The sequence below is a fragment of the Bifidobacterium canis genome (genome assembly GCF_009727065.1).
Classification (GTDB): domain Bacteria; phylum Actinomycetota; class Actinomycetes; order Actinomycetales; family Bifidobacteriaceae; genus Bifidobacterium; species Bifidobacterium canis.
Genome location: NZ_WNLP01000002.1, coordinates 330,176 through 346,080, shown reverse-complemented (window position 1 = coordinate 346,080; position 15,905 = coordinate 330,176). Strand labels below are relative to the sequence as shown.

Below are 15,905 nucleotides of genomic sequence, written 5' to 3'. Positions count from 1 at the left end.
CCGCGACAACACGCACTGGCGGCGTAATTCAAGATGAGTGTGCAGAAACTGCGGTATGCCATAGTTTCTGTGTTATTTGTTTCTGTGTTATTTGCGCGGCGGAGCTGGCGGCGCACCGATCTGACCGAGACGCGACAGCGGCGAGGCGGTGAGCTGACGCAACGCGAGTATGACTCCGCACACCAACGCATTGATTGCGATGACGAGCACGCCGGTAGACATGCACGCGCCAGACACAGACCACGACGACATGTATTGCAGACCGGAGTAGATTTGCCACACAATATATGCCGCATACGCACTGCCGCACACGCCGAGCGTGATGAGCACGGAGGCTGCGATCTGCACGGTGGGAGAAGATACGCGGTTGCCCGGTTTATCCATGCCGCTGGTGCGCGTGAACAGCAGCATCAGCGCGGCGAGCGCGCCGGCGAGGAACACCGACATCAGCACATCGCAGGGGCGGTGCCAGCGGTCGACGATCACCAGCGTGCCCACCAGTGTGGAATACACGGTGGCGATGATGGCACAGAGGGCGCGGAATGCGTGCGGAACCGCGCATATGAGCATGATTCCAGCCACGATCGCGAGCATCGTGTGGCCGGATGGTGCGGAGTTCACGGTGGATGAGCGAATCTCCATCAGGTATGGGCGCGGCAGAACGGTTTTGAGCAGTCGAGCCAAGCCATAGCTCACCGCCGCGAACACGACGAGCTGGCCTGCCAGCCACCAGCGTCTGCGAATCAACGCCACGATGATCGCCACTGCGCCGAATGTCAGGCTCACCGCAACCACCACGGTGGAATTCGTCAATCCCAAGTTATAGTCGAGCAACCATTGTGGCACCGTGTTCGCGAAGTTGTCGATGACGAGCGCCTCGTAGCCTTGCCCCGAAGTGGTTTGCACGCCGAACCAATACGACGCGAATGCGAGCAGTGCGAACACGACCGCGAATATGCCGCACAGCACTCGGCTTGACATGCGCGGGTGAATCATCAATGGGTCGAGCTTGGCGAGCCCTGCATCGATGTCTGCCGAAAGATCGGTGTCGGCAAGGCTCGCACGCCTGCCCTTGCCACGCGCCTGCTGTGCCTGCCGCGCTTGCTGCTCGCGGCGCTCTGACTCGGCCAGCGGAATGAACCCGTCGAGCTGCTCGGCGGTGAATGTTGCCCGCAATTCCTCGGGAGTCGCTTCATGGCGGCTGGTCTGCTGATTGCTCTCCAGCACCGACCACTGCGTCTGTTCCGCCGTGTGCGTCGCCGGATCGGGTGCTCCGTTGCGGTTCTTGGATTCGTCTTGCTCGCTCATGCTACAAAACATTACGTGGACTGCTAAACCGAACGCTAACTGGCGTTTGTGTTCTGCCGTTGGGCTGGCACCACCGCTCCTGCTCTTTTAGCGTCTATGGGGTGAGTTATGGCATAGGAATCAAAGAGCCTTGAAACCATTGGGGAATCGGCAATATGCGAAAAGCCGCGAAAGTATGAGAAAACCTCCGCGCACCCATCATAGGCCACTTACCCTTGCTGCATTCCTGCCCTGGGGGGATTGGGTGACGTAATGCCACACGGAGGCGTAAGCCAGTGTACACCATCGCCACCCCATTCGCATCCGCATGTCGCTCACACTCCTCTTGAACGTGCCTGAATATGCGTGAAAATGGGCAGAACGAATGAAAAATGGGGTTCGCGACCATATGATCGCGAACCCCATAACGCTATGTGGCACACTAGTGTGTCACAGCGCGAAGCGTTCAAAAGCTCTGAAAGCTCAGGCCTTCCAAACATCCTTGCCGGCGGCCTTTGCGGAGGCAACATCGGCATTGAGCTGTTCTTCGTTGGCTTCCACGTCACCCTTGATGAAGGCTTCGACGAGCTGGCGAGCCTCGGTGTCTTCATGCTGAACCGCTGGGGACTTCATGAAGTAGGAGGACGGAGCCAGAACCGGGCCGGCCAGACCGCGGTCGAGAGCGATCTTGGCGGCGCGCACGGCGTCGATCACGATGCCTGCGGAGTTCGGGGAATCCCACACCTGCAGCTTGTATTCGAGGCTCAGCGGAACGTCACCGAACGTGGTGCCTTCGAGACGCACGAATGCGAACTTGCGGTCGTCGAGCCATGCCACGTAGTCGGACGGGCCGATGTGCACGTTGTGCGGATCCATGTCGTGAGGAACCACGGAGGTGACGGCGCGGGTCTTGGAGATCTTCTTGGATTCCAGGCGGGAGCGCTGCAGCATGTTCATGAAGTCCATGTTGCCGCCGACGTTGAGCTGGTACGTGCGGTCGAGGCGCACGCCGCGATCCTCGAACAGACGGGCGAGCACGCGGTGCGTGATCGTTGCGCCGACCTGGCTCTTGATGTCGTCGCCGATGATCGGCACGCCGGCGTCACGGAACTTCTGAGCCCACACCGGGTCGGAGGCGATGAACACTGGCAGGCAGTTGACGAACGCGCAACCGGCGTCCATAGCAGCCTGGGCGTAAGCCTTGTCAGCTTCTTCGGAGCCCACAGGCAGGTAGGAGACGAGCACGTCGACCTTCTTGTCGCGCAGCACCTGAGCCACGTCAACCGGAGCGGCGTCGGACTCGGTGATCATTTCGCGGTAGTACTCGCCGAGACCGTCATACGTTGGTCCGCGCAGCACTTCGACGCCCAGGTTCGGCACGTCGGCGAACTTGATCGTGTTGTTCTGCGAAGCGCCGATGGCTTCAGAGAGGTCCTTGCCGACCTTCTCCGAGTCAACGTCGAACGCGGTCACGAACTCGATGTCGCGAACACGGTATCCGCCAAAGTTGTTGTGCATCAGACCAGGGATCTTGTCTTCATCCTTGGTGTCCTTATAAAATTCAACGCCCTGCACCAATGATGAGGCGCAATTACCCACACCGGCAATAGCCACGCGAATGCTCATCTAAACGACTCCTCTAACTTGTGAGCGATTTTCCGCTTTTAAGCATACCTTGTAATTCCCGCGATGCAATTCGAGAGATACCTATTGAAGATAGTCGGTGTGCTGGAAAACACTACAGCATGAACAGCTGTTCTCCATATTTATATAGAGGTCGATTGTGGAGATTAGTCAGTAGGCGTTGCCATTTCTCAGGGTGTTTGACTACCGTGGAACGCATGGTTTCACAGACACGTACCGCAAGCTCTCGCTCTGCCTCGTCGAATAACAGGGGCACAAGCTCCACGCGAGGCACGCATAAAGCGAGCTCTTCGCACCGCGCAAAGAAACAAAACTCGCGCCGTAACGCCAATCCGAACGGTCCGAAAAAGAAGAAGAATCGTAAAAAAGGACTGTGGTGGAAGATTCTGCTCGGTGTGATCGGCGGCCTGCTCGCCATCGGCATCGGCCTGTTCGCATATTTGTATGCGACGACTGAGATTCCACAGCCGGAGAAGGTTGCGCTCGCTGAGAAGACGACCGTGTATTACTCCGATGGCACAACGCCGATCGGCTCATTCTCCGAACAAAACCGTGAGATTATCGACTGCTCCGTGCTCCCCGACTATGTGGGCAACGCGATCGTCGCCTCGGAAGACCGCTCGTTCTACACGAACGGCGGCATCGACATCATGGGCATGGCACGCGCGCTGTACAACAATCTGACTACCGGCTCGCGTCAGGGCGGTTCGACGATCACGCAGCAGTATGCGGAGCGATATTATCTCGGCGAAACCACGTCGTACACGGGTAAGATTCGCGAGGCGTTCCTCGCTATGAAGATCGCAAATTCGCAAGATAAGAGCCAGGTGCTGTGCAACTACATGAACACGATCTACCTGGGTCGTGGCGCGTACGGCATTCAGGCCGCCGCACAAGCGTATTACGGCAAAGATGCGAAAGATCTCACGGTGTCGGAGGCCGCGATGCTCGCCGGCATCATCCCCGCGCCGAGCTCATGGGATCCCGCGGTGAACGAAGCGCAGGCGAAGAGCCGCTTCGAGCGCGTGATTCGCATCATGAAGGAAGACGGCTACATCACCGCTGACCAGGCGAGCAGCGCCAAGTTCCCTGAAGTGAAGGCCGTGACGACGAACAACGACTTCTCCGGTCAGAACGGCTACCTGCTCACAGCCATCGAGAACGAATTGGTGAACAACAAGGCGTTCGACAAAGACGAGCTGGAAACCGGCGGCTACAAGATCATTTCGACGCTCGACAAGAACACTCAGCAGCAGATGGAGTCGACCGGCAACGATCGCCCGAGCGATATGCCCGAAAGTATTCAGGTGGGCGGCATAGCCCTCGACCAGAAAACGGGCGCGGTCAAAGGCATTTATGGCGGCACCGACTACTTGAAGCACCAGCTCAACAACGCTACGCAGGCCACGTTCCAGCCCGGCTCCACGATGAAACCGTTCGGTTTGCTGGGTGCTGCGCAGGATAACGTGAACTTCAACACGTTGTTCAACGGCAATTCGCCGGTGCGCTTCGAAACGACCACCGGCACATACGCCGACGTTCCGAACGCGCTCGGCATCAGCTGGGGCAACATCAACCTGAAGCAGGCGACGGCGAACTCGGTGAACACCGTGTTCATGAACGTGAACGAGCACTTGACTCCGAAGCGTTTCGCGCAGATCGCCCATGACGCAGGCATCACCGGCGACATTCAGGAAGATACGCTCTACAACATTCTGGGCATCAATTCGCTGACCGTGTGGGATCTCGCGCAAGGTCATTCGACGATTGCGAACGGTGGCACATACAACAAGCTGCACCTCGTGGATCGCGTGCTCAAGAGCGACAAAGAGATGTACAAGCCGAACCTCGGCACGAAGAAGGTGTTCGAGGCGAACGATTGCTACTTGGTGCAGAACGCGATGCTCGGCACCACGCAATATGGCACGGCGGCTGGCACCTCCACCACGCTGGGACGCCCTGTGGCCGGCAAGTCCGGCACGGCAAACGACGAGACCGCCGCTTCGTTCGTCGGCTACACTCCGCAGCTGATGAGCGTGTGGGCCATCTGGAATCCTGGCGAGAACGGCGAGAATCAAGTCGTTCCGCAGTTCGCCGGCTATGGCGTATCTTCCACCGGCTACCCGGCTCACCTGTTCACTGAGTTCATGGAGCAGGCGATGCAAGGCCAGGAGGTCGAGCAGTTCCCGACCGCCGTCGACAACGGCAAGATCGGCGGGCCGAACGGCGACTGGGGTCTCGGCGGCGCTACGACGACGCAGAACAACACGAATAACAACACGCAGTCCACGCCGTCGCAGTCCCCGACTACTTCGGCTTCTCCGTCGCCAACTGACACTGCGAACAATAATTCTGAGACTGACACCAATAAAGACAAGGCTGACACGTCTACCGACAAGAATGAGTCAGACGCGAATACTGGTGAAAACAGCGGGAGCAGTGGCAATAATACCGGCAATAACACTGGCAATAGCGGCGGCACTACAGGTGACACCGGAAATACTGGAAACACCGGTACTAATACCGGCAATACTGGGCAACAACAGTAATTGCTTATAAATAATCAAATATAGAAAATGGCTGCGAAGTAATAATTATTACTTCGCAGCCATTTTCTATATATTACTAATAATTTATATTATTAATCAGCGATTGGAGCGATTGATCGCGGAGATAATCGCCTTCAGCGAGCTCGTGATAATCGACGAGTCAATGCCGACGCCCCAGACGATAGATTTCTCTTCATCTTCCTGACCGACTTCGCACTGCACGTATGAAGCGGCGAGCGCGTCGGAGCCGACCGACATCGTGTGCTCAGCGTAGTCGATCACCGAAGCCTCTACGCCGAAGCTCTTCAGAGCGTCGAGGAACGCGGCGATCGGGCCGTTGCCCGCGCCCTCGATTTCGCGCGTCACCTCGGGTTCCTTGCCAACGTTGATGCCGCGGTCGAGCACGGTGGCGGTCAAGCGGGTGTCGGAGCCGTCTTCGCCGGAGCTCATGCTCACCTTGAGCAGCTTCAGGCGACCCCACTGATCAAGCGTCTCGTCAAGCGTGTCGGCAACCACTTCGCCCAACTCAATCGCGCCGGACTCTTCGACGGGCAGGTATTCGTCTTTAAACAGGCGCCAGATGTCGCCGTCCTTGACTTCCTTCTTCGTCTCGTCGGCGTGCTGCTGCACGATCTTCTCGAACTCCACCTGCAAATTCTTCGGCAGGTCGAGATTGTGGTTCGCCTTGAGCAGGTATGCCATGCCGCCTTTGCCAGACTGCGAGTTCACGCGAATGATCGCCTCGTACGAGCGGCCGATATCCTTCGGGTCGATCGGCAGGTATGGCACGAGCCACACGAAGTTCTCGACGTCGACGCCAGCCATGTCGGCAGCCACTTCGCGAGCTTCGAGTCCCTTCTTGATCGCGTCTTGGTGCGAACCGGAGAACGCGGTGAACACGAAGTTGCCGGCGTATGGGTGGCGTTCGGAGATCTTGATCTGGTTGCAGTATTCAACGGTCTTGCGAATGCCGGGCATGTCGGAGAGGTCGAGCTGCGGGTCGATGCCCTGCGTGAGCATGTTGAGCCCGAGCGTCACCAAGTCGACGTTGCCGGTGCGTTCGCCGTTGCCGAGCAAGCAACCTTCAATGCGGTCCGCGCCTGCGAGAATGCCAAGCTCGGCGGCTGCCACGCCCATGCCTTCGTCGTTGTGCGGGTGGAGCGAGAGCACCACAGAGTCGCGGTCACGCAGATTGTTCGACACGTATTCCACTTCGTCGGCGAACACGTTCGGCGTCGTCATCTCCACAGTGGCCGGCAGATTGATGATCATCGGGTGCTGCGGAGTCGGCTTGATCACGTCGATAACCGCATTGCACACTTCCACCGCGTAGTCCGGTTCCGTGCCGGTGAACGATTCCGGTGAGTACTCGTAGTAAAGATCAATGCCCTCGGCGTCGCTCTCGAGTTCCTTGCACAGGTGCGCCGCGTCGGTGGCGAGCTTCTTGATGCCTGCGCGATCTTTGCGGAACACCACTTCGCGCTGCAGCACGGAGACGGAGTTGTAGAAGTGCACGATCGCGCGCTTGACACCCTTGAGGCATTCGTACGTTTTGCGGATCAGGTGCTCGCGAGCCTGCGTGAGCACGACGATCGTCACGTCATCTGGAATCAGTTCGCGCTCGATGAGCATGCGAATGAAGTCATAATCCGTTTCCGAAGCGCTCGGGAAGCCGACTTCGATCTCTTTGAAGCCCATGTTTACGAGCATGTTCCAGAAGCGCAGTTTGCGTTCGGAATCCATCGGATTGACCAGCGCCTGATTGCCGTCGCGCAGATCGACGGAGCACCAGCGTGGCGCGCGATGCAGCTGCTTGCCCGGCCACGTGCGCTCCGGGTAGTCAAACGGCACCTGCTTGCCATACGCCACATATTTTGTGTATGGCATCTTGCTGGGCTTTTGCGGGGCGCCAATAAAACGTGCCGGAGGCAGCAGCGGGTCATTGTTCCCTCCGTTGGACGCCGCGGCTACGGCTGCGAGATCAAACACCGATGATTGATTCTGACCCATCTTCTCCTCCTTTTAAATTCGCGTTGATACTATTCGCGCGCGCATTTCGCCCACGGCGGCATGCACGCGTAGAAAATACGATATACAAACTCAGGGGAGACACACGAACAAACGTCCGCATTTCGGCTATTTTCAGCAAATTTTTACAACTGTCGTATAAAATACGCGCTTTTTGCCATGCTTTCACTCTTTTCGACCAATATATATGTATATACACGGGCCGCGGGGAGAGCGATCTGTGAGGAGAAGCCACAGGCAGAAACACGCTGTTGCCGAAGTAATGAGCCGCAGTAGCCAGCCGTCGTAATTAGTTGTTGGAGCGGCCTTCGATGAGGCTCACGCCGCGGCGCGCGAGGCAGTAGGCGTTGCCGAGCCACGTGTGGCGCGAGTTCGGCCAAACCGCCCCCAAGCGTGGCGCACTTTGGCTCATCCAGATGCTTGGCACGCGGCCATCGGCACTGCGCGAGCCCAGTAGGTTGAAGCCGTTCTTCTCGAGCAACCACTCAGGGTGCTGCGTTGCGATGGCAAGCCCCTCTTCGAGCGTGAGCGGCAGGCGCTCATCGGATTCGATGAGTTTGCGCGCAACGTCTGGCTCGCGGTTCACATAGCAAGTGCCGGTGTGAGGCTCGATGACCAAATAGAACGGACCTTCCGGCGGCTCGAATCCGCTGGTGGGCAAAAACTGACGATATCTCGAGGTGGCATCGTGGTGAATCCAGCCATGCGATCGATGCTGGTTCGTGCGATAAGCGATTCCGGTGTGACGAGCTCGCGCGTCGGCACGAGCAGAATATTTTCGCCCAGGTCGCTGTTCTCGAGCGCGCGTATCAGTGGGCGTGCCAGCGCGCGAAAGGCGTCGGCGCTCATATCTGCAACGTCGGGGTAGCCCAACGCCACGATTCTATCCAGCTGCTTAGTCGCTTCGATCGATGCCATTGACATGCTCTCCAGCATAGCCGCATCACGCCATCATCGTGAAACCGCCCCGCTTCCCCATCCCCGCACCCCCTATTTCGCTGGTGGGGATATAAAACTCTCTTGGCTTCAAGTATCTCAAATACCTTTTCGTTGGAAAATAGCGGTTTTCCTCAGCCGCATATATGAGGGTAACGGAGTTTTATATCCCCGCCAGCGAACTAGAGGGCAGGGAGTGGACGCCTAACAACGAAATGGGGTGCACGAAAGACGAAATAAGGGCGACCTGCTTACAAACAGGTCGCCCCATGAAAGTTGGAGAGTTGGATCAGAGCTGGTCGGCGAAATGCTTCTGTGCCACGATCTCGGCAAGTTCAACCGCGTTGAGCGCAGCGCCCTTGCGCAGATTGTCGTTCGTGACGAAGAATGCAAGGCCCTTGTTGTCGTCAACCGCCTGGTCAACGCGGATGCGACCGACGAAGCTCGGCGTCTTGCCGGCAGCGAGTTGCGCGGTCGGAATGTCGGTCAGTTCGACGGCAGGTGCGTTCTCGAGCACCTTGCGCGCTTCCTCGACGCTGACCTCGTTCTCGAACTCGGCGTTAACGCTCATGCCATGCGCGGTGAACACACCGACGCGCACGCAGGTGCACGACGCCTTGAGCTCCGGCAGGTGCAGAATCTTACGGCTTTCGTTGCGCAGCTTCTGCTCCTCATCGGTTTCTTCCGAACCATCGTCGACGATCGCGCCGATGAACGGCACCTCGTTGAACGCAATTGTGCGCACCACCTTGGTGGGTTCAGGGAACTTGATTGCATCGCCGCTGAACACGAGCTTGTCGGCGCCCTGTTCGATCGCGGCAGTCGCCTCGTTGAGCAGCTGCTCGACGCCGGCGCGCCCCGCGCCCGACACCGCCTGATACGAGCTGACGATCAGTCGCTTGAGGCCGAACTTGTCTGCCAGCGGCTTGACAACCGGCATGATCGCCATCGTGGTGCAGTTCGGGTTCGCGACGATGCGCGACGGGATCTCATCGAGATCGTCCGGGTTCACTTCGGCAACCACCAGCGGCACATCGTCATGCATGCGCCATTGCGAGGAGTTGTCGATCACATATGCGCCCGCTTCGGCAAACTTGGGAGCCCAGATCTTCGACGTGCCGCCGCCTGCGGAGAAAATCGCAATGTCGATGCCGCTCAGGTCGGCGGTGGCGACATCTTCCACGGTGATGTCGTGCCCACGCCAGTTGAGCACCGTGCCGGCGGAGTGCGCGGATGCGAGGAAACGCAAATCCTTGACTGGGAAGTTGCGCTCGTCGAGCACGCGGCGCATCACCATGCCGACCTGGCCGGTGGCTCCGAGCACCGCGACGTTCACTCCACGCTCGTTGATCTGTACCATTGTTCGGCTCCTTCTCTTATTGTCTGCCGAAAATTACATTATTACAAATAAAATAATTATTTTTATATTATTATTGCGTGCGGCACTCAGCGACCAGTGCCGCCGTACACAACCGCCTCAACCTTGTCGGAGTCCAGTCCGTAGGCGCTGTGCAGCGCGCGCACGGCGTCGTCGAGTTGCGCGAGTGGCACGAGCGCGGCGATGCGAATCTCAGACGTGGAGATCATCAGCACGTTAATGCCCTTCTCGCTCAGCGCCTGGAAGAAGCGAGCCGCGAGACCGGAGTGCGTTTTCATGCCGACGCCCACAACGGCGACTTTGCCGACGTTCGGGTTCACATCGAACGACTTGTAGCCGAGCGAATCCTGCTCGTTGGCCAGCGCCTCCTCGACGCGGGTGGCGGCCGACCCCGGAATAGTGAACGAAATATCGGCGGTGCCGGTGGAGGCGCCCGCCTGAACGATCATGTCGACGTTCACACCCAGCTCAGCGAGACGCGTGAACACGCGCGCCGCCATGCCCGGCTCGTCAGCGACGCCGCGCACAGTCACCAGAGACTCGGTGCGGTCATGCGCAACGCCAGAGATGATAGGCGTCTCTTGACCGAGGTCTGGGAAGAGATCACCCAACGACTGATCGTTATTATCGCTCATAATATTCTCCGTATTCGAATTTATTATAAATATATTTAAATTTTCAAAATATAAATTACTGCTCAGTTGACGTTCGGCAGCGACTTCGGGTCAACGCCGTCGGGCAGCACGAGCGTGCCCGGACGGTGAGAAAACGAGCTGCGCACATGCAACGGCATCTTGAAACGCTGCGCGTATTCGACGCAACGCAATGCCAGCACCTTCGAACCGCACGACGACATCTCGAGAATCTCGTCGTACCCAGCCGCGGGAATGCGGCGCGCGGTCGGCACAATGCGCGGATCGGCGGTGAAGATGCCGTCCACATCGGTGTAGATCTCGCACACGTCGGCTCCGAGGGCAACGGCGAGCGCGACGGCCGAGGTGTCGGAACCTCCACGCCCAAGCGTCGTCGCGTCACCGCGTTCGCTCTGGCCTTGGAAGCCGGCGACAATCGCCACGCTGCCCTTGTTCAGCGCGCGGCGCACGCGGTCGGGGTTGACTGCGCGAATATGCGCGGCACCGAATTGCGCGTCGGTCATGAAGCCAGCCTGCGAGCCGGTGAACGAGTAAGCGTGCGAGCCGGCGGCGTGAATCGCCATTGCCAGCAAGCTCATCGAGATGCGTTCGCCAGCCGTCATCAGCATGTCCATTTCGCGGGCGGGCGGGTTCGAGTCGATGCTCAGCGCCTGATCGATGAGATCGTCGGTCGTATCTCCCATCGCGGAGACCACAACGGCCACGTCGTTACCGGCGTTCTTCGTTTCAATAATTCGTTTTGCCACACGCTTGATCGAATCGGCGTCTGCTACTGACGAACCACCGTATTTCTGTACGATAAGAGCCACGACTTATCCCATTCTGTGCTATGTAAAACTTGTGTAGGGCCGAATGTGCTTTCAGTGTACGCATCAAGCACGATTATTATATGGATTCGCTTACTACCGGCGTCTGCTCGGCTCACGATGCGAAATCTCGCGCAGACTCACACTTCGCGGCGTCCTTCGAGTGCGCGCGACAGCGTGATTTCATCGGCGTATTCAAGATCGCCGCCCACCGGCAGGCCGCTCGCCAAACGCGTCACCTTGATATCGAGCGGCGTGAGCAGACGGCTCAAATATGTGGTGGTCGCCTCCCCCTCGATATTCGGGTTGAGCGCAACGATGACTTCCTTGACCTGACCGTCTTTCAAACGGTTGAGCAGCTGTGCGATGTTGAGGTCGCTCGGGCCAATGTTGGCCATCGGGTTGATCGCACCGCCGAGCACTTGGTAGAGTCCGCGGTATTCGCGCGTATTCTCAATGCTCATCACATCTTTGGGCTCCTCCACCACGCAGATGGTGGTGTGGTCGCGGCGCGGATCCGAGCAGATCGCGCACGGACTGCTTTCACACACGTTCCCGCAGATTTCGCAGAACTTGACCTTCGCCTTGACCTCGCTGATCGCGTCCACGAGACGCTGCGACTCCACGTCGGGCGCTTGCAGCAGATAGAACGCTATGCGTTGCGCGCCCTTCGGACCGATGCCCGGCAGACTCGCAAACGAGTCGATAAGCCGTTGAATGGCACCGTCATACGCCAACACCATGGTGTTCCCTCCTCACGCGCGCTTGCACGCGCAGCCCTGCCGCTCACGAATCGTGTTCGAGTTTGCGCGGCTTCTGATTGAGCGGATTGTTCGCATCGTCCGCCGCAAAATGCTCAACCTTGCTGACGTCGAAAAATTCCTTGATCGCGTCCATGTCCATCAGGTCGGCGGTCTGCAAATGGGCATCGGTCATCGAGTATTCGTCGTCTTCGGGGGCGACAGGCGGCTCGGTGGCCTGCTGCGGTTGGCTTGGCTGCGCGGATTGCCCCTGGGGCGGCTCGGCGCTTGGCACGTTCTCGCCGACGTTCATGCCATAGACCGCCTCCACATTGACCGGCGCATTCGGCTCCTGCTCGGGCACAGGGCTTGGCGCAGCAGAGCCGAACGCGTTCTGCGGCATCTGGCTCCACGGATCGTTCTCCATTTGCGCTTGGTTCGCTGCCTGTGGCGCACTGGCCGAATTGGAGCCATTGTGCTGCTGTTCGATCGATTGCACGCGACCGAAATCGATGTGCGCATGGTCGTCTTCGGGAATGCTCCACGGGTCAATGCCATCGGAAACGTCGGGAACCGGCACATGCTTGGCCTCATGCTCTGCATGCGGTTCGTCGGCGGACTGCTCCTGCGGCGATGATGCTTGGGCATTCGGTGCAAGCGACTGTATGTTCGGGCGCACCGGATTCGCCCATGGGTCATCTTGCGCTAGAACGGGCGAACCGGCTCGATGCCCTTCCGCATCGCTTGACTCCTGCGAGGAGTCCGACGTTGAAGCGGCAGCGCTCTCATGGCTTTCGCGCGGGTGCGCAAGCATGCCCGACATCGACTGCTGCAGCAACTGCGCTTTGACGCGCTTCACTTCCTCCGGCGAAAGCTTACTCAGCGGCGGCGCGGCCTCGCCGTTGGCCATCTTCTCGGTTGGAGCCAGAGCCACATCTGCGCCGAACACTTGATGCACTTGGGCGCGCACGATCGACACGACGCTGTTGCTTCCGGCGATCGATTCCTTGCTCACTGCCAACGCGAACGCGTATTTGTCGAGCGGGGTCTGGAATTTGATCCACAAGCGTTGCTTGCCCGAACGCTTATCCATGGCCAGCATCACGCGAGGCACCTTCGCTCGTTCGATGTACGAGCGCACGTCTGCTGGAGCGGCGGCGACCAGCGCATCCCAACGTTCGTCAACCGTGCCATTGCGCCTGATCTGCTCATCGATCGTCGGCACGTTCGACGCGGGCGTTTCTGGTTGTGCAGTCTGTGCGGTTTCCTGCCCTGTCTGAGCCTGTGCAGGCTCTGCCGCGGGAGCGGCCTGCTGTGCGGTCGCAGTGGCAGCATGTGGCTGATCGTTTCTGGACGTTCCCACGAATCCGCCTTGGCGGGACGCGGGCGCGGGTGCGGCATTTGCCTGCTGCGCATTTGAGGCTGGAAGCGCCTGTGGTTGCGCAAAACCGCTGGCTCGCCCTGCCAGCAATTTCGCTGCCAACAACTCCAAGCGCATACGCGGCGAGGCGGCTCCGACCATGTGTGCGAGGGTGTCGTCCATGATCTCAGCCATCGCCGTCAGCTCTTGAAGCCCAAGTGCTTTGGCCTGCTTGTGCAACTGCTCAAGATCCTCGGCTTCGGCGTCGTCACTCAGCACGTGTTCGGCGTCGTCGCCGCCGAGAGTGAGCACGAGCAGATCGCGGGTGCGTGCCAGCAGATCTTCAACGAATCGGCGGGCGTCGAATCCGGCTACGATCACTTTCTGGATCACGCCATAGAGCTTGGCGCCATTTTGTTCGATAATCGCGTCAATCGCTTCCGAAAGCAGCGTATCGGGCGTAAAACCGAGCAGTGCCACCGTGGAATCGTATGTGATGTCGCCATCGACGCTGCCGCCCATGAGCTGGTCGAGCACCGAAAGCGTGTCGCGCACCGAGCCACCGCCGGCGCGGGTCACCAAGCGCAAGACGCCGGGTTCCGCTTCGATCTGCTCCTGTTCGCAGATGTGCTCCAAATATGGCGTCATGATCTCGGGAGGCACAAGTCGGAACGGATAGTGGTGGGTGCGCGAGCGAATCGTGCCGATCACCTTGTCGGGCTCCGTGGTGGCGAAGATGAACATCAGGTGCTCCGGCGGCTCTTCGACGATTTTGAGCAACGCATTGAAGCCCTGCGGCGTCACCATATGCGCTTCATCGAGAATGAAGATCTTGTAGCGGTCGCGAACCGGCGCGAAGCCGGCGCGTTCGCGCAGTTCGCGAGCATCGTCGACGCTGTTGTGGCTTGCCGCATCGATCTCCACAACGTCGATGGAGCCGGGGCCGCCTGTTGCCAAGTCTTTGCAGGAATCGCATTCGCCGCACGGATGCGAGGTGGGGCCTTTCACACAGTTGATGCAACGGGCGAGAATGCGTGCGGAACTTGTTTTGCCGCATCCGCGCGGCCCTGAGAACAGGTAGGCGTGCGTCAGCTTGTTCTCATCCAGCGCATGCATCAGTGGAACGGTGACTTGATCCTGCCCAATCACTCCTTCGAAAGTGTCGGGCCTGTATCTGCGATATAACGCCAATGCCATGTCTGTTCCGTTTCTTTCCGTCGCGTTCAATGAACGATTGTGCTTTATAACCTAGCGCGTGCGCGGCATCTAATTTCGCCGTTTCAGCGGCACTCGGCAACACGATTGCCCTATGGCCGCGTGTTGCCCGTTCGCATAGCCAAACCATGCGCAAACCGTGTTCAAGAGGTCTCCATTGTAGTCGATGAGCAAGGCCGAGGCCCTGCTCTCGCCTGCGCCTGCACAGCGCCGACGAATGGCACCTGGCTCTCTACGATGGCCTCTATGACCACATCCGTGCCGACCACCGCGCAACTCGCCATCGATGCCTTGTTGCTCTGCGCTGTGTGAGCACCCACCGGGCAGGGGTCGGCGTGCGTGCCGTTCCAGTATGCTTCGGCGGCGGCGAGCGCTGCCAGATCCGCTGCCGTGCGAGCCTGTGCTTTGGCGATGGCGATGCATGTGACGGCGGCGATCATGCACATCAGCATGGCGACCACCGCGATCAACGCCACGGCGCTCACAGTGGCAGAGCCTTCATCGCCTTGCCGTTCATGGTCGCGCCCATAGCCTTGGGAGTGGTCAGCGTGTGAGCCTCTGCCCCAACGCATTGTCGATGCATGCTTCTGCGAGGTTGTCATATCGCCACCTCCGTTTCATGGTTGTTCTTGTTTCACGCCGACCGCATGCCCTGTGACGGTGCGGGGAACGATGCCCCACGGATCCGCCACGACCGCGCACTTGGTGGTCACTTCGATGCTGCTGCCGAGGTCGTTCACCTCGACGCCAACGTTGGCTCCGGCCACTGTTTGCGCCGCCATGTGCAAATCCCCTGTTTGTTCTTGCGCCACCAAGGTGCGGGCGACGTTTGCCGCGGCATCCTGGCATCCGATCGACACCACCGATGCTCGACCCCAATACAGCAGCAGTCCAGCCAGAACGACGATCACGGGGAGCACCATCGCGAATTCGGCGGTGGCGGCTCCCTGATCGTCGTGCCACAGCGTTCGCCCCGGCCTGTTCATCCCACGTTCAGCGCTTTCTTGACGATGTTGGTCAGCAGCGTCTTGACGGCATCGGATTTCAATACTGCCATGAGCACTGCGGCGAATCCGGTGGCGGCAACAAGCACGACCGCATATTCCGCCGTCGCAGCGCCCTCTTCGGGCTGTGCCATCAGCGAGCGCCAGCGCGACTCCAAGTTCACTTGCGCGCGCAGCAGCCGTTCGCCTGCTCGATCGATGTATCGCGTCACGCCATGCCCACGGTTGTCAAGCAAGGCCACTTCGTTGTGTTCCATGTCAACTCCTTACGGTTGCACATCCAGAATTTCCAGACGTGTCTCAAC

Annotated in this window: 12 protein-coding genes, 1 other RNA gene and 1 pseudogene; 1 reads left to right on the top strand and 13 read right to left on the bottom strand. The window is 59.1% G+C overall.

Annotated features, from left to right (window positions below; translation table 11 throughout):
• Positions 1-87 precede the first annotated feature (87 nt).
• The 3 genes from GSD1FS_RS03820 to GSD1FS_RS03810 all read right to left on the bottom strand — a co-directional run bounded on the left by GSD1FS_RS03820 (position 88) and on the right by GSD1FS_RS03810 (position 2,913).
• Complete coding sequence (locus GSD1FS_RS03820) at positions 88-1,308, bottom strand: phosphatase PAP2 family protein (RefSeq protein WP_155588440.1); 1,221 nt, start codon at positions 1,306-1,308, stop codon at positions 88-90.
• Between the two features lie 175 nt (positions 1,309-1,483).
• An RNA gene (gene ffs / locus GSD1FS_RS03815) (signal recognition particle sRNA small type) lies at positions 1,484-1,580 on the bottom strand.
• 190 nt (positions 1,581-1,770) lie between these two features.
• On the bottom strand, positions 1,771-2,913 hold the full coding sequence (locus GSD1FS_RS03810; RefSeq protein ID WP_155588439.1) for an inositol-3-phosphate synthase: 1,143 nt from the start codon (positions 2,911-2,913) through the stop codon (positions 1,771-1,773).
• A 215-nt stretch (positions 2,914-3,128) separates the two neighbouring features.
• Between GSD1FS_RS03810 and GSD1FS_RS03805 the strand changes: the two genes are divergently transcribed.
• A complete protein-coding gene (locus GSD1FS_RS03805) occupies positions 3,129-5,480 on the top strand; it encodes a transglycosylase domain-containing protein (protein ID WP_155588438.1) in 2,352 nt (783 codons plus the stop codon).
• Between the two features lie 96 nt (positions 5,481-5,576).
• Here GSD1FS_RS03805 and leuA read toward each other — a convergent pair whose 3' ends face one another.
• The 10 genes and pseudogenes from leuA to GSD1FS_RS03755 form a co-directional block, all read right to left on the bottom strand.
• Positions 5,577-7,490 (bottom strand): 2-isopropylmalate synthase, encoded by a 1,914-nt coding sequence (leuA, locus tag GSD1FS_RS03800; RefSeq protein WP_155588437.1) that lies wholly within the window; start codon positions 7,488-7,490, stop codon positions 5,577-5,579.
• A gap of 307 nt (positions 7,491-7,797) precedes the next feature.
• Positions 7,798-8,357, bottom strand: a pseudogene (locus GSD1FS_RS03795) (DUF5701 family protein).
• Positions 8,358-8,733: 376 nt separating this feature from the next.
• A complete protein-coding gene (locus GSD1FS_RS03790; protein WP_155588436.1) occupies positions 8,734-9,804 on the bottom strand; it encodes an aspartate-semialdehyde dehydrogenase in 1,071 nt (356 codons plus the stop codon).
• A gap of 86 nt (positions 9,805-9,890) precedes the next feature.
• The gene (locus GSD1FS_RS03785; RefSeq protein WP_155588435.1) at positions 9,891-10,457 is read right to left on the bottom strand and encodes an ACT domain-containing protein; all 567 of its coding nucleotides are present in this window, start codon (positions 10,455-10,457) and stop codon (positions 9,891-9,893) included.
• 62 nt (positions 10,458-10,519) lie between these two features.
• On the bottom strand, positions 10,520-11,284 hold the full coding sequence (locus GSD1FS_RS03780) for an aspartate kinase (RefSeq protein WP_343030186.1): 765 nt from the start codon (positions 11,282-11,284) through the stop codon (positions 10,520-10,522).
• Between the two features lie 137 nt (positions 11,285-11,421).
• Complete coding sequence (gene recR, locus GSD1FS_RS03775; RefSeq protein ID WP_155588434.1) at positions 11,422-12,024, bottom strand: recombination mediator RecR; 603 nt, start codon at positions 12,022-12,024, stop codon at positions 11,422-11,424.
• A 43-nt stretch (positions 12,025-12,067) separates the two neighbouring features.
• A complete protein-coding gene (gene dnaX / locus GSD1FS_RS03770) occupies positions 12,068-14,578 on the bottom strand; it encodes a DNA polymerase III subunit gamma/tau (protein ID WP_155588433.1) in 2,511 nt (836 codons plus the stop codon).
• Between the two features lie 161 nt (positions 14,579-14,739).
• A complete protein-coding gene (locus GSD1FS_RS03765; RefSeq protein WP_246165767.1) occupies positions 14,740-15,198 on the bottom strand; it encodes an Rv3654c family TadE-like protein in 459 nt (152 codons plus the stop codon).
• A gap of 15 nt (positions 15,199-15,213) precedes the next feature.
• Positions 15,214-15,582 (bottom strand): TadE/TadG family type IV pilus assembly protein, encoded by a 369-nt coding sequence (locus tag GSD1FS_RS03760; RefSeq protein WP_155588432.1) that lies wholly within the window; start codon positions 15,580-15,582, stop codon positions 15,214-15,216.
• Positions 15,579-15,857, bottom strand: coding sequence for a DUF4244 domain-containing protein (locus GSD1FS_RS03755; protein WP_155588431.1), 279 nt, complete (start codon positions 15,855-15,857; stop codon positions 15,579-15,581). Before GSD1FS_RS03755 ends, GSD1FS_RS03760 begins: the two co-directional genes overlap by 4 nt.
• Positions 15,858-15,905: the final 48 nt, after the last annotated feature.